Below are 25,799 nucleotides of genomic sequence, written 5' to 3'. Positions count from 1 at the left end.
TCAACGAAATCGGCGCATTGCGGACTTCGAGGTGCCCCAGCAGCTATGTCATGAAGCTGATTGTCGGTGTGAGGTATCGCCCAAATCCTGCTCCCGCACCCAGCATTACCTCACACCCGGACGTGAGGCTCTGATCTACAGAAACCCCATGGCCTCCAGCCGTGGGGTTTTTTGCTTTCTGGGCGCCCCCAAGCCGAGCAGGACGGCGAGGCTGCCGTGCACCCGCAGGTCGAACTTGCCCAGACCCTCCAGCGGAATGAAGTCCACGCGCTGGATCAGCTTGCGCAGTTCCGCGCGCACCTCCTCGCCGTCTTCGTCCTCGATGGCCTGGCGCAGATTCTCGGCAAGCCGCCGATAAGCGTCAGCGGCGCCGGGGTGCAACTGGATCACCGATGGCGCGGCGTCGGCTGCCAGTCGGACCTGGATCTCGCTGCGGAGGGTCTTCAGCGGCGCGCTGATCGTCTTCAGTTCTTCGGTTTCGATTGCACCCTCCAGGCACATGGTTTGCGCGCGCTTCAGTTTGCGCTCGATCTCCGCCAGTTCGCGCTCCAGCGGCGCCCGTTCAACCTGAAGGGCCCGGCGCTCCGCCTCGGCGTCGCCTGGCTGGCGGTGCGTGAACGCAGGGGCTGTGACCAGAAATCTGCCAATACGGCAGGAGACAGCCGGTCAAGGTGCGGCAGGGCGTAGTGCTTGTTTGATAATCATTATCATTTGCGCTAGGGGATCTGCTCCTGCTGTTTCCGGACCTTCGCCATGCCTTCGCCCCTGCCGCTGTCCGAAGACGAGATCGGAGAGACGGACCGACGGCTGAAGGGTCTTGTGCGTCGCCGGGTGGGCCACCGTGAGGATTCCGAGGATATCGCTCAGGACAGCTGGCTGCGGCTGGCGTCTTCGGTGCGGGGCGAGGGAGCGCCGATCGTTAACGGACCGGCCTATCTGTTCCGCATCGCCCGCAACCTGATCGTCGACCACAGGCGCCGCGAGGCGACGCGGCCGCCGGTCGATGGCGACGACGCCCTGTCGTTGGCGGCCGACCCCCGGCCCGATCCCGAGCGCGCCCTGATCACCCGCAGCGAACTGGCGCGGATGGACCACATCATCGCCGCCATGCCCGCGCGGCCGCGTGAAGTCTTCCGCCTGTCGCGGATTGAAGGGCTGTCCTTCGCCGAGATCGGGCGTCGGATGGGGCTGTCGCGTCAGACGGTGCATGAGCATATGGGCCGGGCGCTGCTCGCCATGCAGATGGCGGCGGATGCGGATTTCGACGCAGAGACCTGACAAAGGACGCGGTCTTTCGTCCCCCTTTCAAGGGAGCGCCTGCACCGGCGCGCGAACCGCATGAGACGGATGTGAACCCAAGGCGAAGTCAGGCTAGGGCCGATCCGGCGACGGAGGCGGCGATCACATGGTTCGTGCGCCTGCACGACGACCCGGCCGACACCAGTCTTCGCGCGGATTTCGAGGCGTGGCGCGGGGCGGATCCGAGCCACGGCCGCGCCTATGACCGGCTGCAGCGCCTGTGGGGCGCCGCGGCGCATCTGCCCGCTCTGGCCGGGTCGGGATCGACGCCGGGGCTGGGGCCGCTTGCGGATCGGCGAACCCTTTTACGCGGGGTGGTCGGGCTGGGTGGAACGGCGGCTGTCGGTCTGATCGGCGGGCGTCTGGCGCTGGGGCCTCGTCCTTTCGCGACCTATGCGACACGGCCGGGCGAGACCTTGCGCGTGACCCTGGCGGATGGGTCGCGGGTCGAACTGTCGACGCGAACGGCTGTGGACGTGGACTTCAGCACCCGACGGCGGCGCCTGCGTTTGCTGGGCGGAGAGGCGTGGTTCCAGCCGTCGGGGGCGGATCATCGTCCCTTTGTCGTGGAGGCGGCGCGCGGCCGGATCAGTGCGGTTGAGGGCGCGTTCGCGGCGGTGGTCGAGCCGGGCGGCGTCCGCGTCGGCGCGACGGCCGGCGCGGTACGCGTCGCGCTGGGGCAGGCGACGGCGCAACTGCAGGCGGGTCAGGGCCTGTTCTATGGCGGGGCCGGTCTGTCGCAGGTCCGCGCCCTGCCTCACGAGAGTCTGGCGTGGCGTGACGGGCGTCTGGTCTTCATCGATACGCCGCTGCGGCGCGTTGCGGCCATGCTGGACCGCTGGACCGGCGGGCGCACCGTTATTCTGGATGAGGCGCTGGCGGCGCGGCGCGTGACCCTGATCACCCGCACGACCGAGGCCGCTCAGGGGCTGGAGCGGCTGGCGCAGGCGACGCCGATGCGCATCCGGCGCGGCGGAGATCTCTTCACCCTTCTGACGACAAATTGAAAATAAATCTCATTCTTACCTGACGGTGGGATGACCCCGTCGTCTTTCTCATCGAGGGCAGGCGCCGACAGCCTGCCGATTTATCCCATGTGAGGGGCGTATGAAGACGAGATTGGGCGGCGGCCGGGCCCTGATGATGGCCGCCTTGATGGGCTCCACAGCATTGGGCGGCGTATTCGCGTCCGTCGATCCGGCGCGGGCGCAGGCGCAGGAAGCAGCCTTCGACATCGAGGCCCAGCCGCTGGGCGCGGCGCTGGCGGCCTATAGTCGGACGACCGGGGTGAACGTGGTCTATGGCGGGACCATGCCGGGCGTCCGTTCGCCGGGCGCAGTCGGGCGGATGTCGTCGTCAGAGGGCCTGTCGCGCATACTGGCGGGCAGCGGCCTGACCTATCGCTTCACCGGGGCGCAGACCGTGCGGCTGGAGCCTGCGCCCCAGCGCACGGCTCAGGACGGCGTGATCCAGCTGGGCGCCGTGCGGGTCGAGGGAGCGAGCGCCTCCTCCGGCGTGACCGGCGCGGGCGCAGGGCTCAGCGACGACGCGGTCTACAGCGAGCCGGCGCCGGTCGCCCATATCAGCACCGACCGCATCGAACGTTATCGCGGCTCCAGCCCGGCGGACGTGTTCCGCGGGACGCCCGGCGTCCTGTCCGGCGAGGCGCGCAACGGCGCAGGCGCCATCGACCTTAACATCCGGGGTCTGCAGGGCTTTGGCCGGGTGACGACCAAGATCGACGGCGCCGAAAACGCCGTGACCGTCTATCAGGGCTATCAGGGCGTCTCGAACCGCACCTTCATCGACCCGGATTTCATCGCGAACGTCGACGTCACCAAGGGCGCCGACGCGGCGGCGTTCGGCAACGCTGGGTCGGTCGCCATCCGCACCCTTGAGGCCGGGGACATCGTGCGCGAGGGCGAGACATGGGGTCTTCGGGTGCGCGGCGGTCTGCGCGGCAACACATCTGACCCGACGGCGGGCGACCGCAGCGGCTATGTCTATCGCTCAGTGGTCGGAACGGCCGAGCCATCGGCGACCGGCATGGACCGTCCCGGCGTGCTGGAGCCGACCAGCGGCTGGGCCAGCATCGTCGGCGCCTATTCCAGCGACGCGATTGACCTGCTGGCGGGCTATACCTATCGCGAACAGGGCAATTTTCACGCGGGCGAGCATGGCCCTGTGGCGCGTCCGCTGAACATCGGCGACACCAAGATCTGGAGCGGCATCCAGCCGAACACCATGATCAATGCCGGGCTCGCCAACTATCGCGCGGGTGAAGAGGTGTTGAACAGTCAGTTGCAGACCGAGTCCTGGCTGGCCAAGGCGACGGCCCGTTTCGGCGACGGCCAGTCGGTGCAACTGGGTTATAACGCCTATCGCAGCGAGGCAGGCGACCGTCTGGCTTCGCGCCAGACCAGCCGCGAAGGGCAGGCCGAACAGCAGGCGCGCACGGCGGGCACGCGGCTGGACACCTATACGGCGCGTTATCTGTGGGCGCCGTCCGACAGCGATCTGATCGACCTGAAGGCCAACGCCTACTGGTCGCATCTGGAACTGCGCAACCCGATCCGCGGGGGCCGTCTGGCGACGCCGAAGAGCGTGGGGCTGAACGAGAATTTCCGCGTCGGCTCCGACAGCGACCTGTGGGGCGTGGATGTCAGCAACCGCTCGCGCTTCTACCTCGACAGCGGCGATCTCGAGCTGAACTACGGCCTGTCCTATCGCGGCGAGGACACGCGCGGCAGCCGCCACTCGGCCATGCTGGAAGGGTGGAACACCCCGCGCGACGGCTTCCGGCACGAGGTCGCAGGCTTCGCCAAGGGCGCCTATACGCCGCGCGACTGGCTGACCCTGAACGGCGGCCTGCGCTACGCCCACTATTGGTCCGAGGACCGCTTCGACGCCTATGAGGTCTATCAGAACACCCCGGAGCGGCAGGGCATCCGCATGGACGACGGCGGATTCAGCCCGTCGCTGGGTCTGGTGCTGCGGCCGATGGACGGCGCGCAGCTGTATGTGAACTATTCCAGCACCCTGCGCGCCCCGGCCCTGACCGAGACCATCTCGGCCTTCAACAGTTTCGTGGCCAACAAACAGATCCAGCCGGAACGCTCTAAGAACTGGGAGCTGGGCGCCAATCTGATCCGCAACGACCTGCTGGCGCAGGGCGACCGAGCCCAGTTCAAACTGGGTTATTTCCACTGGGTCGTGGACGATTACATCGCGCGCAACGTCCGCACCGAACCGACGATCACACTGAACATCGAGAACATCCATCAGGCGCGGTTCGAGGGACTGGAGTTCAGCAGCCGCTATGAGCTGGGCGGCCTGACGGCGGACTTCGCCGCCAACTACTATCTCGACATCGCCTATTGCCGCACGGCCGACAGCTGCGGGCAGAAGTCCCTCTACGGCGACTACGCCACAAACCACGTGCCGCCGGAATACAGCCTTGAACTGAGCCTGTCCCAGAAACTGATGCAGGAGCGGCTGACGGTCGGCGGGCGGGTGCAGCACACCGGACCGCGCGCGATCGGCCACGGGGATGTGACGGCCCAGGGCGCGGGCCAGTTCGTCGCTTTGGTTGACTGGAAACCCTATACGCTGACCGATGTGTTCGCCGACTATCGCATTACGGACCGTCTGACAGCCAGCCTGCGCGTCGAGAACCTGTTCGACCGCTATTACATGGATCCGCTGGGGCTGGTGACGCAGCCGGGGCCGGGGCGCACCGTCTCCTTCAGCCTGACACAGCAGTTCGGCGGCGATCGCCCGATCACGTGGCTGGAGCCCTTCAGTCTTGAGCCGGGCGAGGTCACGCGCGACTGGACCGGATTCTATGCCGGGGTGCATGCGGGCGGTCAGTCCGCCTCATCATCGGGCAGCGCGACCACGCTGAACGGCGCGGCCAATCCCAATGCAGAGCGCGAGGCGGCGAAGTGGAGCGCGCCCAGCGGCCTGATGGGACTGCAGGCCGGCTATAACCACCAGCTGGCGAATCGCTGGGTGGTCGGCGTCGAGGCGGACTGGACCAATACCTATCTGCGCGACCGGGTGAAGACGCTGTCGCTGGATCCGGACATGGCCGAAAAGGGCTATCTCGAAGCCGACCGGGCCTTCGGCGTCAGCTGGACGGCGGGCGTCCGCGCCCGTCTGGGCTATGCCTTCAGCGACCGGCTCATGGCCTATGGCGCGGGCGGTCTGGCCCTGGCGCACGAAACCCAGTCGCGGGATCAATACATTTCGAACTCGGGCCATGTCTCGGCGCCTCTGGGCAGCGAGACCGGCATCTTCTTCGTCGAGCGGGCCTCGGCGACGCGCAAGGGCCTCTCGGCCGGACTGGGCGCCGAATACGCCCTCAGCGACCGTTGGTCCCTGCGTGCGGAATACAACTACAGCCGCTTCGGCAAACAGGATGTGGACTTCGCCCAGGCGCGGGCGGGCACCGGCGCCCACTACACCAGCCAGCGTCAGATCGGGGTCGAAATCTATGACCCGTCCAAGGATCCCGGCATGGCGTGGCTGTGCGCCATCGACGCCTCATTCTGCCGCCCGCGCGAACGGCCGATCTATGAGACGATCCAGCACACGGGAACCTCGGAGGTCGAGGAAGGGCGGCGCACGTCCAGCGATCTGGACCTGCACGCTGTCCGCATCGGCCTGAACTTCCGGTTCTGAGGCGAGGATGGCGATGACTGTCCGAATCGAGCCAGGGGCAAGGCCGCGTCGACGGCGACGAAATGCCTGGGGACGGGGCGTGGCGACGTCGCTGGCGCTGCACGCGGCGCCTCTGATCGCCGCAGGCGGTTTCTGGGCGACCCATCCTGAGCCATTGGCGATCCCGGATCAGGTCTTCGAGGTCGAACTGGTGCGGATGCAGGCGCCGCCTCGGCCGCCTTCCGAGCAACCGCCCGGTCCGCAACAGACCGAGGCGCCCGCCGCGTCCGCGACGCCCAAACCGCTGATTCAGCCGCGCCTTCAGGCGATGGTCCCGGCCAATGTGGAAACGCTGCCGCTGACGGTGGACCCGGCGCCCGCGCCCACCGTCTCGGCCGCCCCGCCTGCGCCCGAGACGACGGCGCCGCCCGCCCGACCTGCGCCTGCGGCGGCGGTCGCAGCCTCGGCCCGGACGTGGGAGGGGCTGCTGCTGGCGCACCTTGAACGCCGCAAACGCTATCCGGCGGAGGCCCGCGCCCAGCGCCGAGAAGGCGTGGCTCATGTCCGCTTCACCATGACCCGCGACGGCCGCGTACTGTCGGCGGAGCTGGAGCGCAGTTCAGGCCATCCGGCGCTGGACCGCGAAGCGGAGGCCCTGCTCCGCCGCGCCCAGCCCCTGCCCAAACCCCCGCCGGAAATCACCGGCGATCCGATCAGCCTTTCGGTGCCAGTGGAGTTCTTCATGCGCAGCCGTTAGGGCGCAGCGATCTTGTGGAACTGGAGGGAAGCGCCAGGCGCGCTCAGGACGGATGATCGTGTCGGTTAGCCTTATATCCCGAGCATACAGGGTAACTTTTTGTCATTTATGACGATGTTGCCCGCTTTCTCGGGCGGGTGCTGTTACGAAACCGCCCTCGGATTCACAGCAAGAGATTCCTCTTCTCCATGAAGATCAGCATTCTGATGGCCGGCGCCCTGATCGCCGCCGTAGCAAGCCCAGCTCTCGCTCAGGAGGCCGTCTGGACGGGCGAAGGCTCTTTCGGCGCGGGCTTCACGAGCGGCAACACAGATACCAGCGACATGGGGCTGGGGTTGAAGCTGTCCCGCAAGACAGGCGACTGGAAGGTCGCGCTGGAAGCCCTGGCTGATTATGGCAAGACCGACGGCGTCGAAACCAAGAACCGCATGTTCCTGGCCGGTCAGGCGGATCGCGATTTTGGTCCGCGCGCCTATGGTTTCGGCCGCGCCTCACATGAGCGGGACGAATTTTCCGGCTTCGAGAGCCGCACCTTCCTGGGCGCCGGCGCCGGCTATCGCGTCATCGTCAGCGAGCGCACGAACTGGGCTGTTGAAGGCGGTCCCGGCGTGAAGTTCGATGAGGTTCGCCAGACCACTCTGCCAGGCCCGGTCGTGGTTCCGGGCGAAACGGAAACCAGCTTTTCCTTCATCGCCGGCTCCAGGTTCAGCCACGCGTTCAACGACAGCGTCAAACTGACGAACGACACCAACGTCCTGTACGCGAAGACCTCGACCCAGCTGACCAATTCGCTGGCGGTCACCGCAGCCCTGACCGGCGCCCTGTCGGCGCGCTTCTCGATTGACGTGCGCCACGATACTGATCCGCCCTTCGGTTTTGACAAGACGGATACGGCGACGCGCGTGTCGCTGGTCTACGGCTTCGGCAAGTAATAACCGGAGCGGACAGGGCCGGGGACGACTGTGCCCGGTCTCTGGCCCGTGATCTGAGGCGCGGCGGCATCAACCACATGATGCGGGATGTCGCCGCGCATTTCGTGCGCCATGCGCATGACATCAAGAATGGATGAGACGCCGAGTTTCTTCATCGCGCGCGCCCTGCGCGTTTTTACCGTGATTTCCTTCACGCCCAGTCGGGCTGCCGTCTGCTTGTTCAGATAGCCGTCGAGGGCCAGTTCAATCACATCACGTTCGCCGGGCGTCAGTGTACTCCACAGCGCCTGGATGGACCGCATATGCTGCGCCTGGTCCAGCCTGAGCCGGTCGCGTTCCAGGGCGGCCTGGATGGCGTCCAGCAGGTCCTGATCGCGGAACGGCTTGGTCAGGAAGTCGACGGCGCCGTCCTTGATGGCCTTGACGCCCATGGCGATGTCGCCGTGGCCGGTGATGAAGATGACCGGCATCCGTATCCCCAGACTGTCCATCTGCTGATGGAAGTCGACGCCGCTCTGTCCCGGCATCCGGACGTCGAGGACCAGACAGGCGGGCGCATCGTCATCTCGCGGATGGGCGAGGAAATCCTGAACCGAGGCGAAGACATGAGTCTTCAGCGACACTGACTCCAGCAGGTCGGCCAGACCGGCGCGGATCGAGGCGTCGTCGTCGATGACGTGAACCACAGGCGTAGCCGGGGATGGGGTCATGCGGCGGCCTCTGATGCGATGGGCAGGCTGAAGGCGAAACAGGCGCCGCCCAGCGGGGAAGGCGTCGTCCAGATGCGCCCGCCATTGGCCTCGACGATAGCGCGGCAGATGGTCAGGCCCAGACCGAAGCCGCCTTCCTTGGTGGTCCAGAAGGAGTCGTAAAGGCGCTCTTCCGCCTCTGCCGTCAGCCCTTCGCCGTTGTCGGCGACCGAGACCTGCAGGCGGCCTTCGACGTGGGCGGTGGCGATGGTCAGGCGGGGCGCTCGTCCCGCCGAGACGGCGGCGTCCAGACCGTTCAGGACCAGATTGCTGACCACCTGTTGAACCTGCACCCGGTCGGCGAAGGCCAGAGGCAGGCCGCCGGGCAGGGCGGTCGTGATGACGGCGTCTTCGGCGCCTGCGGCGGAAGACGACAGGTCGATGATCTCCATCACCGCGGCGTTCAGGTCGAAGGCGACGGAGGCGGGAGCTTCATTGCGGGCCAGACGGCGCACCCGGTCCAGAATGTCGCTGGCGCGCCCGGCGTCCAGCACGATGCGGTCGACGGCGGCCAACGCCTTGGCGGTGTTGGGCTGCTCCTGCGCCAGCCAGCGGCGACCGGCCCCGGCGCTGGCGGCGATGGCGGCCAGGGGCTGGCTGACCTCATGGGCGATGGAGGCGGTCAACTGGCCCAGAGTGGTCAGGCGGGCGATGCGGGTGATGCGTTCGCGCGCTTCGTGGATCTGGGCTTCGGCGCTTTTCAGCTTCAGGCCCAGATAGGCGGTCACGGCGATGGCGACGATGCTGATGCCGGTGTTCACCAGCCCGATCTTGAAGTCGCCCGAGGGCGTCAGGACGAAGCTGACGCCCGTCAGAATAATGCAGGCGACCGCCAGCCCCGCCACCATCCGCGCGCTCAGGAACCGCGTGGCGACCAGCATGACCGCCGTATGGAAAATGGCGACGGCGACGGCGTAGTCGGTGATGGTGTCGGCGATGAAGATGGCGACGACGGCGGCGATCAGGGCGACCAGCACGGCGGTGTAGTTCGATCTGCTGCGGGCGGTCGTCGTCACCAGGGCCATCATTCCGTTTCGTCGCTTCAGCTTAGGTTACGGCGCAGGCCTTGTCGCCCACGCCGCGCCGCCGTCTGCGTCAGACCTCCAGGATGCGCCAGCGGGCGGCGGTGACGCGCGGTTCAAGACTGAGACGGCCGACGATCTGCTCGACCAGACGGTCCTGCCGCGTCTCGGCGTGGATCACGGCGCGGACCTCGACATTGGTGGAGCCTTCCAGATCGGCGCTGACCAGTTCACGAATGTGCAGCAGCCCGCCCAGACCGCCCAGCAGCAGGGCGCGGACGTGGGCCTCGGACTCGCTCTGGCAGACCATGCTGATGGAATAGAGGCTTTCCAGTTCGGTCTGGTCATTGGGCTGGCGATCCAGAAGCTGGACCAGCGGACGTAGCAGGGCGTTGACGGCGATGATGAAGGCGGCGCTGATCGCCGCATGGAAGAACAGTCCGGCGCCGCACATGGCGCCGACGGCGGCTGAGCACCACAGGGTCGCCGCCGTGTTCAGGCCGCGCACGTTCAGCCCTTCCTTGAAGATGATGCCGCCGCCCAGGAAGCCGACGCCGGAGACGATCTGGGCGGCGACGCGGGTGGGGCTGGTGTCGCCGTCGAACTGGCCTGCGAACTGGACGAAGCTGGCGGCGCCCAGCGCCACCAGCGTATTGGTCCGCAGCCCGGCCAACCGCTGGCGCCACTGGCGCTCGAAGCCGATCAGGCCGCCCAGCAGGAAGGCGCCGCCCAGCGCCAGCACCACCTGCCCCATGTCGCTGAAATCGGTCATCCGGCGCCTTTCGCGTGTCAGCGGCGCTGGAAAGGCGCGCCGCGGAAGGTCAGTCCCAGTGTCACCTGAGTTTCACGGCCCCCGTCGGGCAGGCCGATGAGGAAGTCGAAGTCTAGCGGTCCCTGATCGGGGGTCCAGCGCAGACCAGCCTGAACGCCGAGCGTCTCCCTGTAACGCTGATAGGCCTCGGCCATCAACATCAGGTCGGGGCGCAGGTCGTATTCGATCTGGGCGCCATAGAAGGCGGCGTTGCGGCGATCGGCGGACGGGTCGTGGCTCCAGGCCAGATTGGCGTTCAGGCGCACCGTGTCCGACACCTCGAAGCTGACCGGCATGGTCAGAGCGGCGCCGGAGAATTCGCCTGAGCGGGCGCCGATTTGCGCCTCGGCGGCGACGGCCCAGTCGATGCGGCTGTCCTCGCGGCCCAGGTTCAGCTTGAGCGCCGGGCCGAAGGCGCCGTCCCAGCGGCTGTCGGCGCGCTCGGCGGTCAGTCCGGCGCCGATTTCAAGCCGCGGCAGGCTGTGGAAGGTGCAGGCGGGCGAGGCGTTGACCAGGCCCGTGTTATGGCGACCCCAGGTGGTCCAGGTCTCGACGTGGCACAGGCCGGGCGTCTCGACCCCGGCGTCATCGATGGCGTGCGGGCCGGCGCCCGCATTGGCGCTCGGCAAGCCGAACAGGAAGAAGGCGCCCAGCATGACCAGATAGGCCAGCAGGGCGGCCAGACGGCGCCAGACCAGACGCAGGATCGACAGGGAGGCGTAACGGCGGAAGGGCGGGCGGCGGAAGGGAGGCGTGACACAGGTCATCGGCGGTTCTCTCGGCAGGGGCGACGGCGAACAGCCGTCACGGCGGCCGCAACCGCGCTCAGTCGGTGTCGGCCGGAACAGGGGGAGGAAGGACGGTCTTTCGACCGCCGTTACTGGACGGGTCGTCCATCAGGGCGGGCTCCGTATTCAGCGGGACGGGGGTTTGGCTGGACCCCTCAGGGTCAGGCTGTGAAGCGCACGGCGTTGCAGGGCGCTGGCGACATAGAGCAGGACGCGGGCTTCGGCGGGACTGATGTCCCCCCTGCGCGCCCATGACAGGGTGAGCGTGAGCAGACGCCGCGATGCGACGGCGGCCGCCCATCCGGTCAGGCGCTGCAGGCGGGATCGGCGGCGGGGTTTCGTCCGCGCCATCGGCGCCGGTCTGGACCGGGGATGCAGACGGGGCAGGACGACGGAGCGGGGCAGGATCAGATCGCGCATGGGCGCCTCCTCTCGGCTGTGGAACCGGGCGGTCGGACAGGAAGCCCTGCCGACCGCCCTTTCGTTCAGCTCAGATCAGAACCATTGGCCGAAGCGGCGGACGTAGAAGGTCTTCATGCCCTGGGCGACGATGCAGTAGGCGACCAGGGTGCCGACCAGCCACGGGAAGTAGGCCATGGGCAGGGGTGTCAGACCGACCATCGCGCCGATGGGCGAGAAGGGCAGCCAGATCCCCAGCGCGCAGACCAGACCCGTCGCCAGCAGGACCGGAAGGGTGGCCGTGCTCTGGATGAAGGGGATCTTCTGGGTGCGCAGCATGTGTACGACCAGGGTCTGGGACAGCAGGCCCTCGATGAACCAGCCGGACTGCAACAGCGACTGCATCTCGACCGAGTTGGCCGCGAAGACGTACCACATCAGGGCGAAGGTCGTGATGTCGAAGATCGACGACGTCGGCCCCATCCAGACCATGAAGCGGCCGATGTTCTTGGCGTCCCACTTGCGGGGCTTGCGCAGGAACTCATCGTCCATCTTGTCCCAAGGCAGCGCCAGTTGGGAGAAGTCGTACATCAGGTTCTGGATCAGCAGGTGGATCGCCAGCATCGGCAGGAAGGGGATGAAGGCGCTGGCGACCAGAACCGAGAACACGTTCCCGAAGTTCGAGCTGGCCGTCATGTTCAGGTATTTGATGATGTTGCCGAAGGTCTCGCGACCCTTGATGACGCCTTCCTCCAGAACCATCAGGCTCTTTTCCAACAGGATGATGTCGGCGGATTCCTTGGCGATGTCGGTGCCGCTGTCGACCGAGATGCCCACGTCGGCGTCGCGCAGGGCCGGGGCGTCGTTGATGCCGTCGCCCAGGAAGCCGACGGTGTGGCCGTTGGCCTGAAGGCTCTTCAGCACGCGCGACTTCTGCAGCGGCGTCAGCTTGGCGAAGACGGTGCGCTCCTCGACGATGCGGGCCAGCGTCTCGTCGTCCATCGCCTCGATGTCGCGGCCCAGCACGGGCTGGCCCGGCTCCAGACCGACCTCGCGGCAGATCTTGGCGGTGACGACCTCGTTGTCGCCGGTCAGCACCTTCACCACTACGCCATGCTCGGCCAGGGCGGCGATGGCGGGACGCGCCGTCTCCTTGGGCGGATCGAGGAAGGTCAGGAAGCCTTCGATGACCAGATCGGCCTCGTCCTCGACCACATAGCGGTCGCGCGCCTGATCGGCGGGCACGTCACGGGTGGCGACGACCAGCACCCGGAAGCCGTCGGCGTTATGGTTGCGCGCCATCTGCACCAGACGCGCGCGCGCCTCGTCGTCCAGCGGGCGGGTGACGCCGCCGTCGCGCACGGCGACCGAGATGGCCAGCATCTCTTCGACGGCGCCCTTGCAGATCAGCGTCTGGCCGCCGTCTGTCGCTTCGACCACGATGGACAGGCGGCGACGCACGAAGTCGAAGGGCAGTTCATCGACCTTGGCGAAGGCGCTGACCAGCTCCAGCGCATCGGGGCGCTTGTCGGCGAAATCGACGACGGCCCGGTCCATCAGGTTCTTGACGCCGCTCTGGTGGCGGCTGTTTAGCCAGGCCAGTTGCAGCACCTGGTCGCTGGCGGCGCCGCTGGCGTCCAGGTGGTGGGCCAGGATGATGCGGTCCTGCGTCAGGGTGCCGGTCTTGTCGGTGCACAGCACGTCCATGGCGCCGAAGTTCTGGATGGCGTTCAGGCGCTTGACCACGACCTTGCGGCGCGACATCGCCAGGGCGCCCTTGGCCAGGTTGGACGAGACGATCATCGGCAGCATTTCCGGCGTCAGCCCGACCGCGACGGCCAGGGCGAACAGGAAGGCCTCCATCCAGTCGCCCTTGGTGAAGCCGTTGATCAGCAGGACGATGGGCACCATGATCAGCATGAAGCGAATCAGCAGCCAGCTGACGCTGTTGACGCCGCGGTCGAAGGCTGTCTCGGCGCGCGAGCCGACAATGGCCTTGGCCAGAGAGCCGAAATAGGTGCGCGGGCCGGTGGCCACGACCACGGCCGTCGCCGTGCCGCTGACGACGTTGGTGCCCATGAAGCAGGCGTTGGGGTGATCCAGCTGATCGGCGTCGTCGTCCACCACGGCGTCGGCGGACTTGGCGGCCACGGCGCCCAGGGTGTCGTATTTCTCGACCGGGATGGCTTCGCCGGTCAGGGCGGCCTGGCTGACGAACAGGTCGCGCGAATCCAGCAGCCGCACATCGGCCGGCACCATGTCGCCCGCCGACAGATAGACGATGTCGCCGACGACGACCTCGGCCATCGGCGTCTCGCGCAGTTGGCCGGTCGTCGTCTCATTGTCGCGACGCTTGACGGTGGCGGAGTTGCCGACCATGGCGTTCAGCGCCTCGGCGGCCTTGGCCGAGCGGAACTCCTGCCAGAAGCGCAGCACGGCGCTGAGGCCGACCATCACCAGGATGATGACCACCCCGACATAGTCCGCCTCTTCGCCCGCCCGCAGCGGCAGGAAGATGTCCGTCACCGAACTGATGGCGGCCAGCGCCAGCAGCACGCCGATGAAGGGGTTCTTGAACGTCAGCAGCAGTTGCATCAGGGCGGACAGACGCCGTTCGCGCGCTACGGCGTTGGGGCCGTCCTGCGCCAGACGATGGGCGGCCTGTTCGTCGGTCAGGCCCTCGGCGGAGATGGCCATGACATCGATGTCGGCGGGGCGGCGCGCGGCCGCGGCGCGGGCGCCGGGCGGTGATTGGGATGCCGATGGCTTGAAGGAGATGTTCATGACTTCGATCTTCTGCTGCGAAGGCGGCCGACGGCGCGGCCCGACCGCGCATCACAGACGAGCAGCCGGACCGCGCCGTGCAGCGCACAGCCGGTTGGGAAAGAGTGGGCGTGTCGAGAGAAGCCCCCTGACCGGGGGAGCAGGTCAGGGAGCGTTCAGAACCGGACGCGGCGGCCCGGTCGAGGGCAGGAAGCAGGCTTCAGGAAGCGGCTGTGAAGCCCGGCGGCGTCAGCCTATGGCGCGCGTTCGCGCGGCGGGAACAGCGCGGTCGAGCGCGGCGCCCCGGTGGCGTTGACGTTGAAACGGGTCATACGCCGTATCCGTCGCCGCATCCGTCAAGGGCGCCGCGCGCCTGATAGGCGGCCAGAACCAGTCCCGCGCGCATGAACCACAGGCGCGGCGGCACGGAAGCGGGCGTCTTGACGCGGTCTTCGATCTTGATGGCGTCGGCGTTCTTCGATGCGCCGTCGGTAGATGCGCCGGAGCGCGCGGGGCGACGATTCAGGGCGGCGAACCGCCACGCGTTGATCGCGAGGTTCATGTCTCAACTCCTTGACGGCCGCACAGCCATCAGGACGAGACCTGACTATTCAGACTCGCCCCGAAACCCTGTGCGTGGCCATCTGTCGACTACTGTCGCTTGGCATTTCGGGTTTCCTGTTGCTGCCCGGATGACTCTTGTATCCGGACGTTTTCTGGATAGCGCCTGTAGTCATGCAATGCCACCGCAATCGAGTTCGGGCGCCAGGTCTTTGGACTACAGGGGATATACTTTGGTATATCGGCATGCTGCTTCGCTGTGCGACGCGCCCGGCGCAGGCCCGTCGGGGCCATGCCGGGGCGCCGGATCAAAAGCAGGTGAGCAGGGACGCGTCGGTCAGCGCGGCTGGGGGCGTCCGGCCTCGATAAAGGCGCGGATGGAAGGATAGACGGTTGCGCTGCGCTGGCCGTCGCACACCATGTCCTTGACATAGGAATCCAGAGAATTCCGTGCAATCGGCTCAAAATCGTAGCCGTCGTCGATGCGCTCCTGTTCCGCGCCATCAGGGCCGTACAGGATTTCGACACCCGGCCTGGACTGTTTGGCGCCGCAGCGGATGCTGATCTCGCCCGCCGAATAGGACAGATCGTCAGCCGGGCCTGTCGCCGGTACGCGCGCGAGCACCCCCGTGCGGACATCGCCGGCTTCGGTGATGGAATCCACATCCAGCATGAAGGCGGTGGCCGAGCTGCGCGAGACGACATGCCAGCTCTCGGCCATGGCGGGCCCCGCCATAAGCGCGGCGGCGACTGCGGTAATGGTGATGACAGTGGTTTTCATCGCATCCTCCCCAGAAAGCCTGAGTTCACTCCTGTTGGAGAAAAAAGACAATGGTCTGGCTATTTACAGCTCAGGTCGAGGTTTCGCCGTTATCGAAGGTCAGGCTGGCGCTATGCGCCATTCGCACTGTTTCGCCCTGTTGCCTGCCGCTCTGATCTGCGGGTTGATCACAGCCGCTTCGCCTGCTGCGGCGGAAGCGCAGACGCGCCCCGGAACAGCCGCTGCGACCGTCGCTCCGGTTATCGCGCCGTTCCAGTCATCGCGGATTCTGGTCGAGACGAAAGGCCAGGGACCGGACGTGGTGCTGATCCCCGGCCTGGCTTCGACTTCAGCGGTGTGGACGCGCACGGCGGCGGCGCTGGAAGGGCGTTATCGCGTGCATCTGGTGACGGTGCGCGGCTTCGGCGAGACCGCCGCCGGGGGCAACGCCGAGGGTCTTGTCGGCGGCCCGACCGCCGCCGAGATCCGCCGCTATATTGATGAGCAGAACCTGCAACGACCCGCCCTGATCGGCCATTCGATGGGCGGCCAGGTGGCGCTGCGCGTCGCCGCCGATGCGGGCGACCGGGTCGGCAAGGTCATGGTGGTGGACGCCTCGCCCTTCTTTCCGTCGCTGATCAGCCCCGGCTCGACCGCCGCCGATGTCGAGCCTCTGGCCCGCATCGCCTATCAGGGCCTGATGCTGCTGGGCGATCAGGCGCTGCGGACACAGGCCGCGTCGATGGGGCTGGAGCTGGGCGGCGCCGCCGACAATGTGCTGGGCGGTCTGGGCTGGCAGGGCGGCGATCGCCGGGTTTTGGCGCAGGGGCTGTATGAGGTGATGGTCACGGACCTGCGCTCGCGCCTGCCTTTGATCGAGGCGCCCGTCACGGTCGTCTATGGGTGGAGCCCGGATGACAGCAGCCCGCGCAGCCACGTCGACGGTCTGTTCCGCGCAGGCTACCGCTCCCTGCCGCGCCCGGCGACATTCGAGCGGATCGAGGGCGCCGAGCACATGGTCATGATCGACCGCCCGAAACAGTTCCAGCAGGCGGTCGAACGCTTCCTGCGCTGAGGCTCAGGCGATGGCTTCCAGCGCCTCCAGCACGGCCGGGCCGTAGCGGTCCAGCTTGCCCGCCCCGACGCCGGGAATGACGGCCAACTGATCCAGGCCGCGCGGCTCCTGCAGGGCGATCTCGACCAGCGTCTTGTCCTGGAAGATGACGTAGGGCGGCACGCGCTGCTCAATGGCGCGCTCGCGGCGCCAGGCGCGCAGGGCCTCAAAACGCGCGCGCACATCGGCGTCCAGTCCCTCGACCGCCAGATTGCGCCCGGCGTTGCGGCGCGGCCGGTCCTCAGCCACTGTGCGCGTCGGCGGCTCCTTGACCCGCACCACCCGCTCGCCGCGATAGACGGCGCGCACGGCCTGCGGATCGCCCAGGCGAACCAGAGGCTTGCCGTCGTTGGGATCTTCGACCAGCAGGCCCTCGAACATCAGATGGTCGATGACGTCGCGCCAGCCGACCAGCGACAGATCGGCCCCGACGCCCCAGGTCGACAGGCCCGCCTCCCACGGCTGGACATCCTTGGTTCGGCCGGTCAGGTGGTCGATGACGCGCGTGCGGCCGAAGCGTTCGCCCAGCCGCTGCACCGCCGCCAGGGCCTTCTGCGCCGGGACCAGGGCGTCGAAGGTGGCGGGCGGGTCGCCGCACACGTCGCAGACGCCGCACGGCTCGGCGTCCTGCTCGCCGAAATAGCGGCGCACCGATTGCGGACGACAGGTCGCGCCGTCCAGCATGGCGAACAGCTGGCGCACCTTGCGGGTCTGGACCTGTTTGACCTCATCGGCCATCGGGCGGCTGTCGAGACGGCGCAGCGACCAGGCGATGTCCGACGGGCCATACAGGGTGATGCCCTCGGCCGGTTCGCCGTCGCGCCCGGCGCGGCCGATCTCCTGCCAGTAGGCCTCAAGGCTGCCGGGCGGATCGGCGTGGATGACGAAGCGCACGTCCGGCTTGTCCACCCCCATGCCGAAGGCGATGGTGGCGACCATGACGGTCCCGTCCTCGGCCAGAAAGCGCTCCAGCCGCCGGTCGCGCTCGCGGGCGTCGAACCCGGCGTGATAGGCGATGGCGTTGGTCCCGGCGTCGCGCAGCGCATCGGCCACCCGCTCGCAGCCGTCGCGGCTGCCGCAATAGACCACGCCCGAGCGGCCGCGCCGTTCACGCACCAGTTCGACCACGCGGGCGTCGGTGCGGGCGCGTGAGCCGTTGACCTTGCGCTCGGCGGTCAGCTGGAGGTTCGGGCGGGCGAAGCTGTCGACGAAGACACGGGCCTCGCCCAGCTTCAGCGAGGCCAGGATGTCATCGCGCGTACGGGCGTCGGCGGTAGCGGTGACGGCGATGCGGGGCACACGGGGGAATATTTCGGCGAGGCGTCCCAGGGTGCGATAGTCGGGACGGAAGTCGTGGCCCCACTGAGACACGCAGTGGGCTTCGTCGATGGCGATCAGGCTGATGGGCAGTTCGGCCAGCCGTTCCAGCATCGACCCCGACGCCAGTCCTTCGGGCGAGACATACAGCAGGTCCAGTTCGCCCGACCGCGCCGAGCGCCAGACGGCCGAGCGCTCGTCCATGGTCAGGCCGGAATCGAGCCGGGCGGCGGCCACCCCCTGCTGTTTCAGCGCCTCGACCTGATCGGTCATCAGGGCGATCAGCGGCGAGACGACCAGACCCACGCCCTCGCGCAGAATGGCGGGCACCTGATAGCAGACGCTCTTGCCGCCGCCGGTCGGCAGCACGGCCAGCACGTCGCGCCCGGCCAGCACTTCCTCGATCACCGAGGCTTGCAGTCCTCGAAAATCAGCATGGCCCCACACCCGCTCCAGCAGGGTCCGCGCCTCGTCCAGTGTGGGCGAGAAGTCAGCGGGCGGTGGGAAGTCCAACATGGCGGCCGTTGTGCCGTATTCGGCCGGGGGTGTCACCCGCGAACCCTTCACCGTTTGTGGGAGAAAGGACTATAGGCAGCGCATGACCACGCTTATCTATGGCCGCCCGCCTGCAGTGTTTGATCCGCCCTCGACGGCGACGCAGACCTCGCCTCTGATCCCCGGCTCGATGGCGCTGGAGGCGGTTGCGTCCGGATCGGCCGACGCGGTGGTGCTGTATGCGCCGCCCGGCGCCGTCGAGCGTCGCTATACGCTGGCGCTGGCGCTGAAGGCGCTGAAGCCCGGCGGGCGATTGGATGTCATGGCGCCCAAGGACAAGGGCGGCTCGCGGCTGGGCAAGGAGCTGAAAGCCTTTGGTCTTGAGGCCGCCGAGACGGCCAAGGCCCACCATCGTCGCTGCATCGTCGTCCGGCCTGAAGCGGCCGAGGGGCTGGACGCCGCGATCGAGGCGGGCGCGCCGCGCCTGGTTCCGGGGCTGGAGGCCTGGTCGCAGCCGGGCGTCTTCGCCTGGGATCGGATCGATCCAGGCACGGCGCTGCTGGCGCAGGTGCTGCCGCCGCTGAAGGGGGCGGGCGCCGATATGGGCTGCGGCTTCGGGGCGCTGTCGACGGTGGTGCTGCGCTCGCCCGCCGTGACGGCCCTGAGGCTGGTCGACATCGACCGGCGCGCGGTCGAGGCGGCGAAGCGCAATGTCGAGGACGCGCGCGCCAGCTTCGACTGGGCCGACGTGCGGACGCTGGAGGCGCCGGGCGATCTGAACTTCATCGTCAGCAACCCGCCCTTCCACGACGGCGGAGACGAAGACCGGCGTCTGGGTCAGACCTTCATCCGCAAGGCGGCCGAGATGTTGAAGAAGGGCGGAACCGCCTGGATCGTCGCCAATCGCCACCTGCCCTATGAGGCCGAACTGGACGCCGCCTTCAAGCGCGTGCGGATGGTCGTGGATCAGGGCGGCTACAAGATTTTCGAGGCGGTGAAATAGTGGCGGGCAAGATTCCGACATCGCGCGTGGACAAGCTGTTGGGCTCGATGGGCTACGGCTCGCGGGCCGAGATGGCGCGGCTGGGCAAGGCGGGCGGCATCGTGCTGGACGGCGCCGACCTGACCGATGTGTCAAAGCGCATTCCGGTGACGCCCGATCTGCCGAGCCGGATGGAGATCGACGGAGAGCCGCTGGACCCCGTGCCGGGGCTGGTTGTTCTGCTGAACAAGCCACTGGGCATGACCTGTTCGCACAAGGAAGACGGGGCGCTGGTCTATGAAGTTCTGCCTGACCGCTGGCGGCGGCGCGATCCGGCGATCTCGACCATCGGGCGGCTGGACAAGCAGACTTCGGGCCTGCTGCTGCTGACGGACGACGGCGACCTGCTGCACCGGGTGATCTCGCCCAAGCGGCATGTGGCCAAGGTCTATCGCGCGACGTTGGCGCGGCCGCTGAACGGGACGGAAGGGGCGCTGTTCGCCTCGGGCGAACTGGTGCTGGAGGGCGAGGACAAGCCGCTGGCGCCCGCCGTGCTGGAGGTCGTGTCGCCGACCGAGGCCCTGCTGACGGTGACGGAGGGCCGCTATCATCAGGTGCGCCGGATGTTCGCGGCGGCGGGCAACCATGTTGAGGCCCTGCATCGCGAGAGGTTGGGCGGGCTGGTGTTGCCGGATGATCTGGCGCCGGGCGCGTGGCGGCTGCTGTGCGAGGAGGAGATCGCCTCGATCTTCGAGGGCGGCGCATCATGACCCTGACCAAGATCTGCGGCCTGACGACGCCGGACACGCTGGATGCGGCCCTCGATGGAGGGGCGGCCTTTGTCGGGGCGGTGGTGTTTCCCAAGAGCCCGCGTCACATTCCGCCGCTGCACGCCGCGACCCTGTTTGATCGTGCACGGGGCAAGGCGAAGGTGGTCGCTGTTCTGGTCGATCCGGACGACGCCCTGCTGAGCGAGGTCGCCCTGATCCTGCGGCCGGATTTCATCCAGCTGCATGGCCATGAGACGCCCCGGCGCGCGGCGGAGGCGCGGCGGCTGACGGGGGCGGGGATCATCAAGGCCCTACCGATCCGGGATGAGGCGGACTTCGCTGATGTCGCTGAATGGACTGGCGTTGCCGATCATCTGCTGTTCGACGCCAGGCCGCCGAAGGGCGCTGATCTGCCCGGCGGGGTAGGGGCCTCGTTCGACTGGAGGCTGATGCAGAAGCGGTCGCTGCCGGCAAACTGGTTCCTCGCAGGCGGGCTGGATCCGCAAAATATCACCGAGGCGGTGCGGATTTCCGGGGCGCCGATGGTTGATGTCTCCTCTGGCGTTGAAAGCGCGCCGGGTGTTAAGGACCGGACCCTGATCAAAGCTTTTCTGGACGCCGCATCGCGGTCCTGATTTCGTCGCCTTCCTCCCTGATGACTTTCGTGTGCCGGATATCGTGAACGCTTCCCTGTCGAACTCCTACGCCTGGCCTGACGCCGAGGGCCGCTTCGGTCCCTATGGCGGCCGTTTCGTGCCTGAAACCCTGATGCCTCTGATCCATGAGCTGGAGGCGGCCTATGCGGCGGCCAAGGCGGATCCGACGTTTCAGGCCGAACTCGACGGCTATCTGGAGCACTATGTCGGCCGCGCCAGCCCGCTCTATTTCGCCGAGCGGCTGACCGAGCATTTCGGCGGAGCGAAGATCTGGCTGAAGCGCGAGGACCTGAACCACACGGGCGCGCACAAGATCAACAACTGCATGGGCCAGATCCTGCTGGCCCGCCGCATGGGCAAGACGCGCATCATCGCCGAGACCGGCGCCGGTCAGCACGGGGTCGCCTCGGCCACCGTCTGCGCCCGCTTCGGCCTGCCCTGCACCGTCTACATGGGCGCCGTCGATGTGGCCCGGCAACAGCCGAACGTCTTCCGCATGAAGCTTCTGGGCGCTGAGCTGAACCCGGTGACGGCCGGTGCGGCGACGCTGAAGGACGCCATGAACGAGGCGATGCGCGACTGGGTCACCAATGTCGCCGACACCTATTACATCATCGGCACGGCGGCGGGTCCGGCCCCCTATCCGGCCATGGTGCGCGATTTCCAGTCGGTGATCGGCAAGGAGATCAAGGCCCAGAGCCAGCGCCAGCTGGGCCGTCTGCCCGACGCCGTCATGGCCTGCATCGGCGGCGGATCGAACGCCATCGGCGCCATGCACCCCTTCATCGCCGACGAGAGCGTGCGCCTGATCGGGGTCGAGGCGGCGGGGCACGGCCTGGACACCCCCGCCCACGCCGCCAGCCTGAAGGGCGGCCGCTCGGGCGTGCTGCACGGCAACCGCACCTATCTGCTTCAGGATGCGGACGGCCAGATTCTGGAGGGGCACTCCATCTCGGCGGGTCTGGACTATCCGGGCATCGGGCCGGAGCACGCCTGGCTGCACGATCTGGGTCGCGGCGAATATCTGTCGGCCACCGATTCAGAGGCGCTGGAAGCCTTCCAGCAGCTGTGCAAGCTGGAAGGCATCATCCCGGCGCTGGAAGCCTCGCACGCCCTGGCGCGCGCAGGCGACGTAGCGCGGGAAATCGGCAAGGACGGCGATCTGGTAATCGTCCTGTCTGGACGCGGGGACAAGGACATCAACACTGTGGCCCAGCATCTGGGCGTGGAGCTGTGATGATAAAGAGCCTGCTGATCGTCGCCGCCCTGACGGCGGGGTCGCCGACCCTGACGCTGGCGCAGAACAACGCGGCGCCTGCGCCCCAAGCGCCGGTGCAGACCGCGCCCAGCGCGCCGCCGGGTCCGCCCGCGACAGGTATTCCTGTCCTGCCGCCTGCCGCCGAGGCGCCCGAATGCGGGGGCCTGCTGCGCAGCCCGGCCTTCTGCGTGACGGCCCAGCTGGATCAGATCGGCGCCCTGGCCGAGGCCTATGAGGCGCATCTGGCGCCTCTGGGCTGGCTGCCCGCTGACGGTGACGACAACCGCATCATCTTCGTGCGTCGCCGCGACGGCGGCGGCTGCGACGGCCTGCAGATGGTCGCCTTCTATGACGAGACGAAACCGGCAGAGGCGACCTCGCCGGGCTTCCTCGGCTTTGCTGTTATTCCGGGCGACGTCTGCACCGCTGCGCCCGCTGCTTCGCCCTCAGGAGGGGCCGACCAGTGACGACTGCGCGTATCGACGCCCGTTTCGCCAAGCTGAAGGCGGAAGGCCGGGCCGGTTTCGTCCCCTATGTCATGACCGGCGATCCCAGCCGTGATGAGGCGCTGGAAATTCTCAAGGGCCTGCCCGCAGCGGGCGCTGACCTGATTGAACTGGGCCTGGCCTTTTCGGACCCGATGGCCGAGGGGCCGCCGATCCAGCGCGCCGCCCTGCGTGGGCTGAAGGCGGGGATGACCCTGCGCGGCACGCTCGATCTGGTCGCCGATTTCCGCAAGGTCGATCAGGACACGCCGCTGATCCTGATGGGCTATCTGAACCCGGTGGAATCCTATGGCTATGAGATCTTCGCCCGCGATGCGGCCGAGGCCGGGGTGGACGGCATCATCGTCGTCGACTGCCCGCCGGAAGAGGCCGCGCCTCTGCTGGCCGCGCTGAAGGCGGCTGATCTGTCACTGATCCGCCTGGCCACGCCGACCTCCGATGACGAGCGTCTGAAGGTCATCGCCGAGGGCACGTCGGGTTTCGTCTACTACGTCTCGGTCGCCGGGGTGACCGGGGTGAAGGAGGCCGTGGCCGCCGAGGTGGCGCCCGCCGTCGAGCGCGTGCGTCGCGCCGCCGATCTGCCCGTCGCCGTCGGCTTCGGCGTGAAGACGCCGGAACGCGCCGCCGAGATCGCCCGCGTCGCCGACGCCGTCGTCGCCGGTTCGGTGTTCGTGAATGAGGTCGCCGCCGCCCTTGAGGCGAACGAACCGGCTGTTCCGCGCGTTCTGGCGAAGGTGAAGGCGCTGTCCGATGCAGTTCGCACCGCGCGCACTAGTGCTTCCGTGACGGAAAACGTTTAAAGGCCGCCCATGGTCGATAAAAATCCCGAGAACAAGGCTCGCGGCGGTTGGCTGTCGCGTTTCGCGCCCGGTGTGCGCAAGATCGTCAGCACGCGCGACACGCCTGACAATCTGTGGGTCAAGGATCCCGACACGGGCGAGATGCTGTTCCGCTCGGACCTAGAGGCGGCACTGTGGGTCACGCCGTCGGGCCGTCATATGCGGATCAATGCGCCCACGCGCCTGAAGGCCACCTTCGACGACGGCCTGTTCGAGAGCATCGACACGCCCGACGTGCCGGAAGACCCGTTGAAGTTCTCGGACGGCAAGCCCTATCGCGATCGTCTGTCGGGGGCGCGCAAGGCGGCGGGCCGCAAGGACACCATGGCCATCGGCTATGGCCGCATCGGCGGCGCGCCCGCCGTGGTCATCGTTCAGGACTTCACCTTCATGGGCGGGTCTCTGGGCATGGCGGCGGGCGAGGCCTTCATCGCCGCCGCGCGTGAGGCCATCAAACGCAATGTGCCCTTCGTCTGCTTCACCGCCGCAGGCGGGGCGCGGATGCAGGAAGGCGCCCTGTCGCTGATGCAGATGGCGCGCACCACCCTGGCCATTCAGGAAGTGAAGGCGGCCAAGCTGCCTTACGTCGTGGTGCTGACCGACCCGACCACGGGGGGCGTCACGGCCTCCTACGGCATGTTGGGCGACGTCCATCTGGCCGAGCCGGGCGCCCTGATCGGCTTCGCCGGTCCGCGCGTGATCGAGACCACCATCCGCGAGAAACTGCCGCCGGGCTTCCAGCGCGCTGAATACCTCAAGGACAAGGGCATGGTGGACAAGGTGGTGTCGCGCGCCGACCTTCCTGAGACGCTGGGCCTGATCCTGTCCATGCTGATGAGCGGTTCGGCCCATAAACCCAGCGGGAAGAAGGCGGCGTAAGCAGCCCCTATGGACCCGATCTCGGAACGCCTGCGCGCCCGGCATCCTCAGCGCATCGACCTGTCGCTGGACCGGATGCAGGCCCTGTGCGCCGCACTCGGGAATCCACAGGATAGGCTGCCGCCGGTGGTCCATGTCGCCGGAACCAACGGCAAGGGTTCGACCGTCGCTCTCATCCGGGCCATCGCCGAGGCGGCGGGTCTGCGCGTTCACGCCTATACCTCGCCGCATCTGGTGCGCTTCAACGAGCGTATCCGGCTGGCGGGGACGTTGATCAGCGACGACGCCCTGAACGCGATTCTCGACCGGGTCGAGGCGGCGATGGCCGAGACCGGCGGCGAGGCCACGGTGTTCGAAAGCACTACGGCGGCGGGCCTTCTGGCCATGAGCGAGACGCCTGCTGATCTGGCGATCATCGAGGTGGGTCTGGGCGGATCGCTGGACGCCACCAACGTCATCGCCCGGCCCCTGCTCAGCGTCATCACGCCGGTCGATCTGGACCACGCCGAGTTTCTGGGCACGACCATCGAGGGCGTGGCGGGCGAGAAGGCGGGCATCCTGAAAGCGGGCGCGCGCGGCGTCGTGGCGCGCCAGTCCGAGGCGGCCATGGCCGTTATCGGGCGCCGCGCGGTTGAGGTCGGCTCGCCCCTGACCGTCATGGGCGTGGATTTCGACGCCTGGGCCGAGCGCGGCGGCCTCGTCTATCAGGATCAGGAGCGGTTCCTTGACCTGCCTGCGCCCGCCCTGTCCGGCGCGCACCAGTTCGATAATGCGGGCGTCGCCATCGCCGCCGCGCTGGAGCTGGACCTGCCCGAAACCGCCATCGCCGAGGGTCTGAAGGCCGTGCGTTGGCCCGCGCGGATGCAGCGGCTGACCAACGGTCCTTATGCGGACAAGGCCCAGAAAGCGGACGCCGAACTGTGGCTGGACGGCGGGCACAACCCCCACGCCGCCCGCGCCCTGGCCCGCGCCCTGTCCGACCGGCAGGCGCGCGCGCCGCGCCCGACCGCTCTGATCGTCGGTATCCTGGCCAACAAGGACGCCGGCGGTTTCTTCGAGGCGCTGAAAGGGATCGACGCTCAGGTCTTCACTGTCGCTTTCGACGGAACGGCCGCCGAGCCGGAGGCCCTGGCCGCTGTCGCCCAAGGGCGCGGTTTCGGCGCCATGGCTGTGGAATCGGTGGACGCCGCGCTCGACCGCGCCTTGACCCTGGGCGCCGGAAGGGTGGTCATTTGCGGCTCGCTCTATCTGGCGGGCGAGGTGCTGGGCGCCAGCCGCGAGACCTGGCCGGTCTGAACCAAGCGCGCCGGCTCTCCCTCCCCGTCCCGGGGAGGGTGGTCGCGAAGCGACCGGGTGGGGAGGGCCAGGCGATCCCGAACGCAACGATCCCGAGCAGGTCTTTCGCTTTCCACACTCCTGTGACGCGCATGAAAAAAGGCGGCGCCACGTCAGCAGCGCCGCCCCCACCCGGTTTCGGCCT

The 25,799-nt window shown here is 67.8% G+C and carries 24 protein-coding genes; 14 read left to right on the top strand and 10 right to left on the bottom strand.

Annotated elements, in window-relative coordinates; genetic code table 11:
* Window positions 1–135: 135 nt before the first annotated feature.
* A complete protein-coding gene (locus ACORJG_RS13840; protein WP_427789885.1) occupies window positions 136–501 on the bottom strand; it encodes a hypothetical protein in 366 nt (121 codons plus the stop codon).
* Window positions 502–753: 252 nt separating this feature from the next.
* On the opposite strand from ACORJG_RS13840, the gene ACORJG_RS13835 reads away from it, so the two are divergent.
* The 5 genes from ACORJG_RS13835 to ACORJG_RS13815 all read left to right on the top strand — a co-directional run bounded on the left by ACORJG_RS13835 (window position 754) and on the right by ACORJG_RS13815 (window position 7,650).
* Window positions 754–1,278, top strand: coding sequence for an RNA polymerase sigma factor (locus ACORJG_RS13835; RefSeq protein WP_427789883.1), 525 nt, complete (start codon window positions 754–756; stop codon window positions 1,276–1,278).
* 71 nt (window positions 1,279–1,349) lie between these two features.
* A complete protein-coding gene (locus ACORJG_RS13830) occupies window positions 1,350–2,306 on the top strand; it encodes a FecR family protein (protein WP_427789881.1) in 957 nt (318 codons plus the stop codon).
* 100 nt (window positions 2,307–2,406) lie between these two features.
* Entirely contained in the window at window positions 2,407–5,982 is a 3,576-nt protein-coding gene (locus tag ACORJG_RS13825; RefSeq protein ID WP_427789879.1) for a TonB-dependent receptor domain-containing protein, read from the top strand.
* A gap of 79 nt (window positions 5,983–6,061) precedes the next feature.
* A complete protein-coding gene (locus tag ACORJG_RS13820; protein ID WP_427789877.1) occupies window positions 6,062–6,718 on the top strand; it encodes an energy transducer TonB family protein in 657 nt (218 codons plus the stop codon).
* A 188-nt stretch (window positions 6,719–6,906) separates the two neighbouring features.
* Window positions 6,907–7,650, top strand: coding sequence for a DUF481 domain-containing protein (locus ACORJG_RS13815; RefSeq protein ID WP_427789875.1), 744 nt, complete (start codon window positions 6,907–6,909; stop codon window positions 7,648–7,650).
* Here ACORJG_RS13815 and ACORJG_RS13810 read toward each other — a convergent pair.
* From ACORJG_RS13810 to ACORJG_RS13775, 8 genes are all read right to left on the bottom strand, one after another.
* Window positions 7,632–8,360, bottom strand: coding sequence for a response regulator transcription factor (locus tag ACORJG_RS13810; RefSeq protein ID WP_427789874.1), 729 nt, complete (start codon window positions 8,358–8,360; stop codon window positions 7,632–7,634). The two genes, ACORJG_RS13815 and ACORJG_RS13810, sit on opposite strands and share 19 nt — an antisense overlap.
* A complete protein-coding gene (locus ACORJG_RS13805; RefSeq protein WP_427789872.1) occupies window positions 8,357–9,415 on the bottom strand; it encodes a sensor histidine kinase in 1,059 nt (352 codons plus the stop codon). Before ACORJG_RS13805 ends, ACORJG_RS13810 begins: the two co-directional genes overlap by 4 nt.
* A 79-nt stretch (window positions 9,416–9,494) precedes the next feature.
* Complete coding sequence (locus ACORJG_RS13800) at window positions 9,495–10,193, bottom strand: MgtC/SapB family protein (RefSeq protein ID WP_427789870.1); 699 nt, start codon at window positions 10,191–10,193, stop codon at window positions 9,495–9,497.
* A gap of 17 nt (window positions 10,194–10,210) precedes the next feature.
* Window positions 10,211–10,999: a hypothetical protein gene (locus ACORJG_RS13795; RefSeq protein ID WP_427789868.1), complete on the bottom strand. Its 789-nt coding sequence runs from the start codon at window positions 10,997–10,999 to the stop codon at window positions 10,211–10,213.
* 147 nt (window positions 11,000–11,146) lie between these two features.
* Window positions 11,147–11,440, bottom strand: a complete 294-nt coding sequence (locus tag ACORJG_RS13790; RefSeq protein ID WP_427789866.1) for a hypothetical protein — start codon at window positions 11,438–11,440, stop codon at window positions 11,147–11,149.
* A gap of 75 nt (window positions 11,441–11,515) precedes the next feature.
* On the bottom strand, window positions 11,516–14,203 hold the full coding sequence (mgtA, locus tag ACORJG_RS13785; RefSeq protein WP_427789864.1) for a magnesium-translocating P-type ATPase: 2,688 nt from the start codon (window positions 14,201–14,203) through the stop codon (window positions 11,516–11,518).
* 307 nt (window positions 14,204–14,510) lie between these two features.
* The gene (locus tag ACORJG_RS13780) at window positions 14,511–14,744 is read right to left on the bottom strand and encodes a hypothetical protein (RefSeq protein ID WP_427789862.1); all 234 of its coding nucleotides are present in this window, start codon (window positions 14,742–14,744) and stop codon (window positions 14,511–14,513) included.
* 336 nt (window positions 14,745–15,080) lie between these two features.
* A complete protein-coding gene (locus ACORJG_RS13775) occupies window positions 15,081–15,524 on the bottom strand; it encodes a hypothetical protein (protein ID WP_427789860.1) in 444 nt (147 codons plus the stop codon).
* A 112-nt stretch (window positions 15,525–15,636) separates the two neighbouring features.
* Between ACORJG_RS13775 and ACORJG_RS13770 the strand changes: the two genes are divergently transcribed.
* Window positions 15,637–16,578, top strand: coding sequence for an alpha/beta fold hydrolase (locus ACORJG_RS13770; RefSeq protein ID WP_427789858.1), 942 nt, complete (start codon window positions 15,637–15,639; stop codon window positions 16,576–16,578).
* A 3-nt stretch (window positions 16,579–16,581) separates the two neighbouring features.
* Here ACORJG_RS13770 and recQ read toward each other — a convergent pair whose 3' ends face one another.
* The gene (recQ, locus tag ACORJG_RS13765) at window positions 16,582–18,450 is read right to left on the bottom strand and encodes a DNA helicase RecQ (RefSeq protein ID WP_427793059.1); all 1,869 of its coding nucleotides are present in this window, start codon (window positions 18,448–18,450) and stop codon (window positions 16,582–16,584) included.
* A gap of 82 nt (window positions 18,451–18,532) precedes the next feature.
* On the opposite strand from recQ, the gene ACORJG_RS13760 reads away from it, so the two are divergent.
* The 8 genes from ACORJG_RS13760 to ACORJG_RS13725 are packed head-to-tail and all read left to right on the top strand — an operon-like array spanning window position 18,533 to window position 25,615.
* Entirely contained in the window at window positions 18,533–19,432 is a 900-nt protein-coding gene (locus tag ACORJG_RS13760; RefSeq protein WP_427789856.1) for a class I SAM-dependent methyltransferase, read from the top strand.
* The gene (locus ACORJG_RS13755; RefSeq protein ID WP_427789854.1) at window positions 19,432–20,181 is read left to right on the top strand and encodes a pseudouridine synthase; all 750 of its coding nucleotides are present in this window, start codon (window positions 19,432–19,434) and stop codon (window positions 20,179–20,181) included. The genes ACORJG_RS13760 and ACORJG_RS13755 overlap by 1 nt, the downstream gene beginning before the upstream one ends.
* Window positions 20,178–20,816, top strand: coding sequence for a phosphoribosylanthranilate isomerase (locus ACORJG_RS13750; RefSeq protein ID WP_427789853.1), 639 nt, complete (start codon window positions 20,178–20,180; stop codon window positions 20,814–20,816). The genes ACORJG_RS13755 and ACORJG_RS13750 overlap by 4 nt, the downstream gene beginning before the upstream one ends.
* A gap of 43 nt (window positions 20,817–20,859) precedes the next feature.
* The gene (trpB, locus tag ACORJG_RS13745) at window positions 20,860–22,074 is read left to right on the top strand and encodes a tryptophan synthase subunit beta (protein WP_427789852.1); all 1,215 of its coding nucleotides are present in this window, start codon (window positions 20,860–20,862) and stop codon (window positions 22,072–22,074) included.
* On the top strand, window positions 22,074–22,562 hold the full coding sequence (locus tag ACORJG_RS13740; RefSeq protein ID WP_427789850.1) for a hypothetical protein: 489 nt from the start codon (window positions 22,074–22,076) through the stop codon (window positions 22,560–22,562). The genes trpB and ACORJG_RS13740 overlap by 1 nt, the downstream gene beginning before the upstream one ends.
* A complete protein-coding gene (trpA, locus tag ACORJG_RS13735; protein ID WP_427789848.1) occupies window positions 22,559–23,401 on the top strand; it encodes a tryptophan synthase subunit alpha in 843 nt (280 codons plus the stop codon). The genes ACORJG_RS13740 and trpA overlap by 4 nt, the downstream gene beginning before the upstream one ends.
* A 9-nt stretch (window positions 23,402–23,410) precedes the next feature.
* The gene (locus tag ACORJG_RS13730) at window positions 23,411–24,319 is read left to right on the top strand and encodes an acetyl-CoA carboxylase carboxyltransferase subunit beta (protein WP_427789847.1); all 909 of its coding nucleotides are present in this window, start codon (window positions 23,411–23,413) and stop codon (window positions 24,317–24,319) included.
* Window positions 24,320–24,328: 9 nt separating this feature from the next.
* Window positions 24,329–25,615, top strand: coding sequence for a bifunctional folylpolyglutamate synthase/dihydrofolate synthase (locus ACORJG_RS13725; protein WP_427789845.1), 1,287 nt, complete (start codon window positions 24,329–24,331; stop codon window positions 25,613–25,615).
* Window positions 25,616–25,799: the final 184 nt, after the last annotated feature.

The sequence above is a fragment of the Brevundimonas diminuta genome, assembly GCF_050310045.1.
In the GTDB taxonomy this organism is placed as follows: Bacteria; Pseudomonadota; Alphaproteobacteria; order Caulobacterales; family Caulobacteraceae; genus Brevundimonas; species Brevundimonas diminuta_F.
The sequence above is the reverse complement of the archived record's forward strand: the minus strand, read 5'-3'. Positions and strand labels throughout refer to the sequence as shown.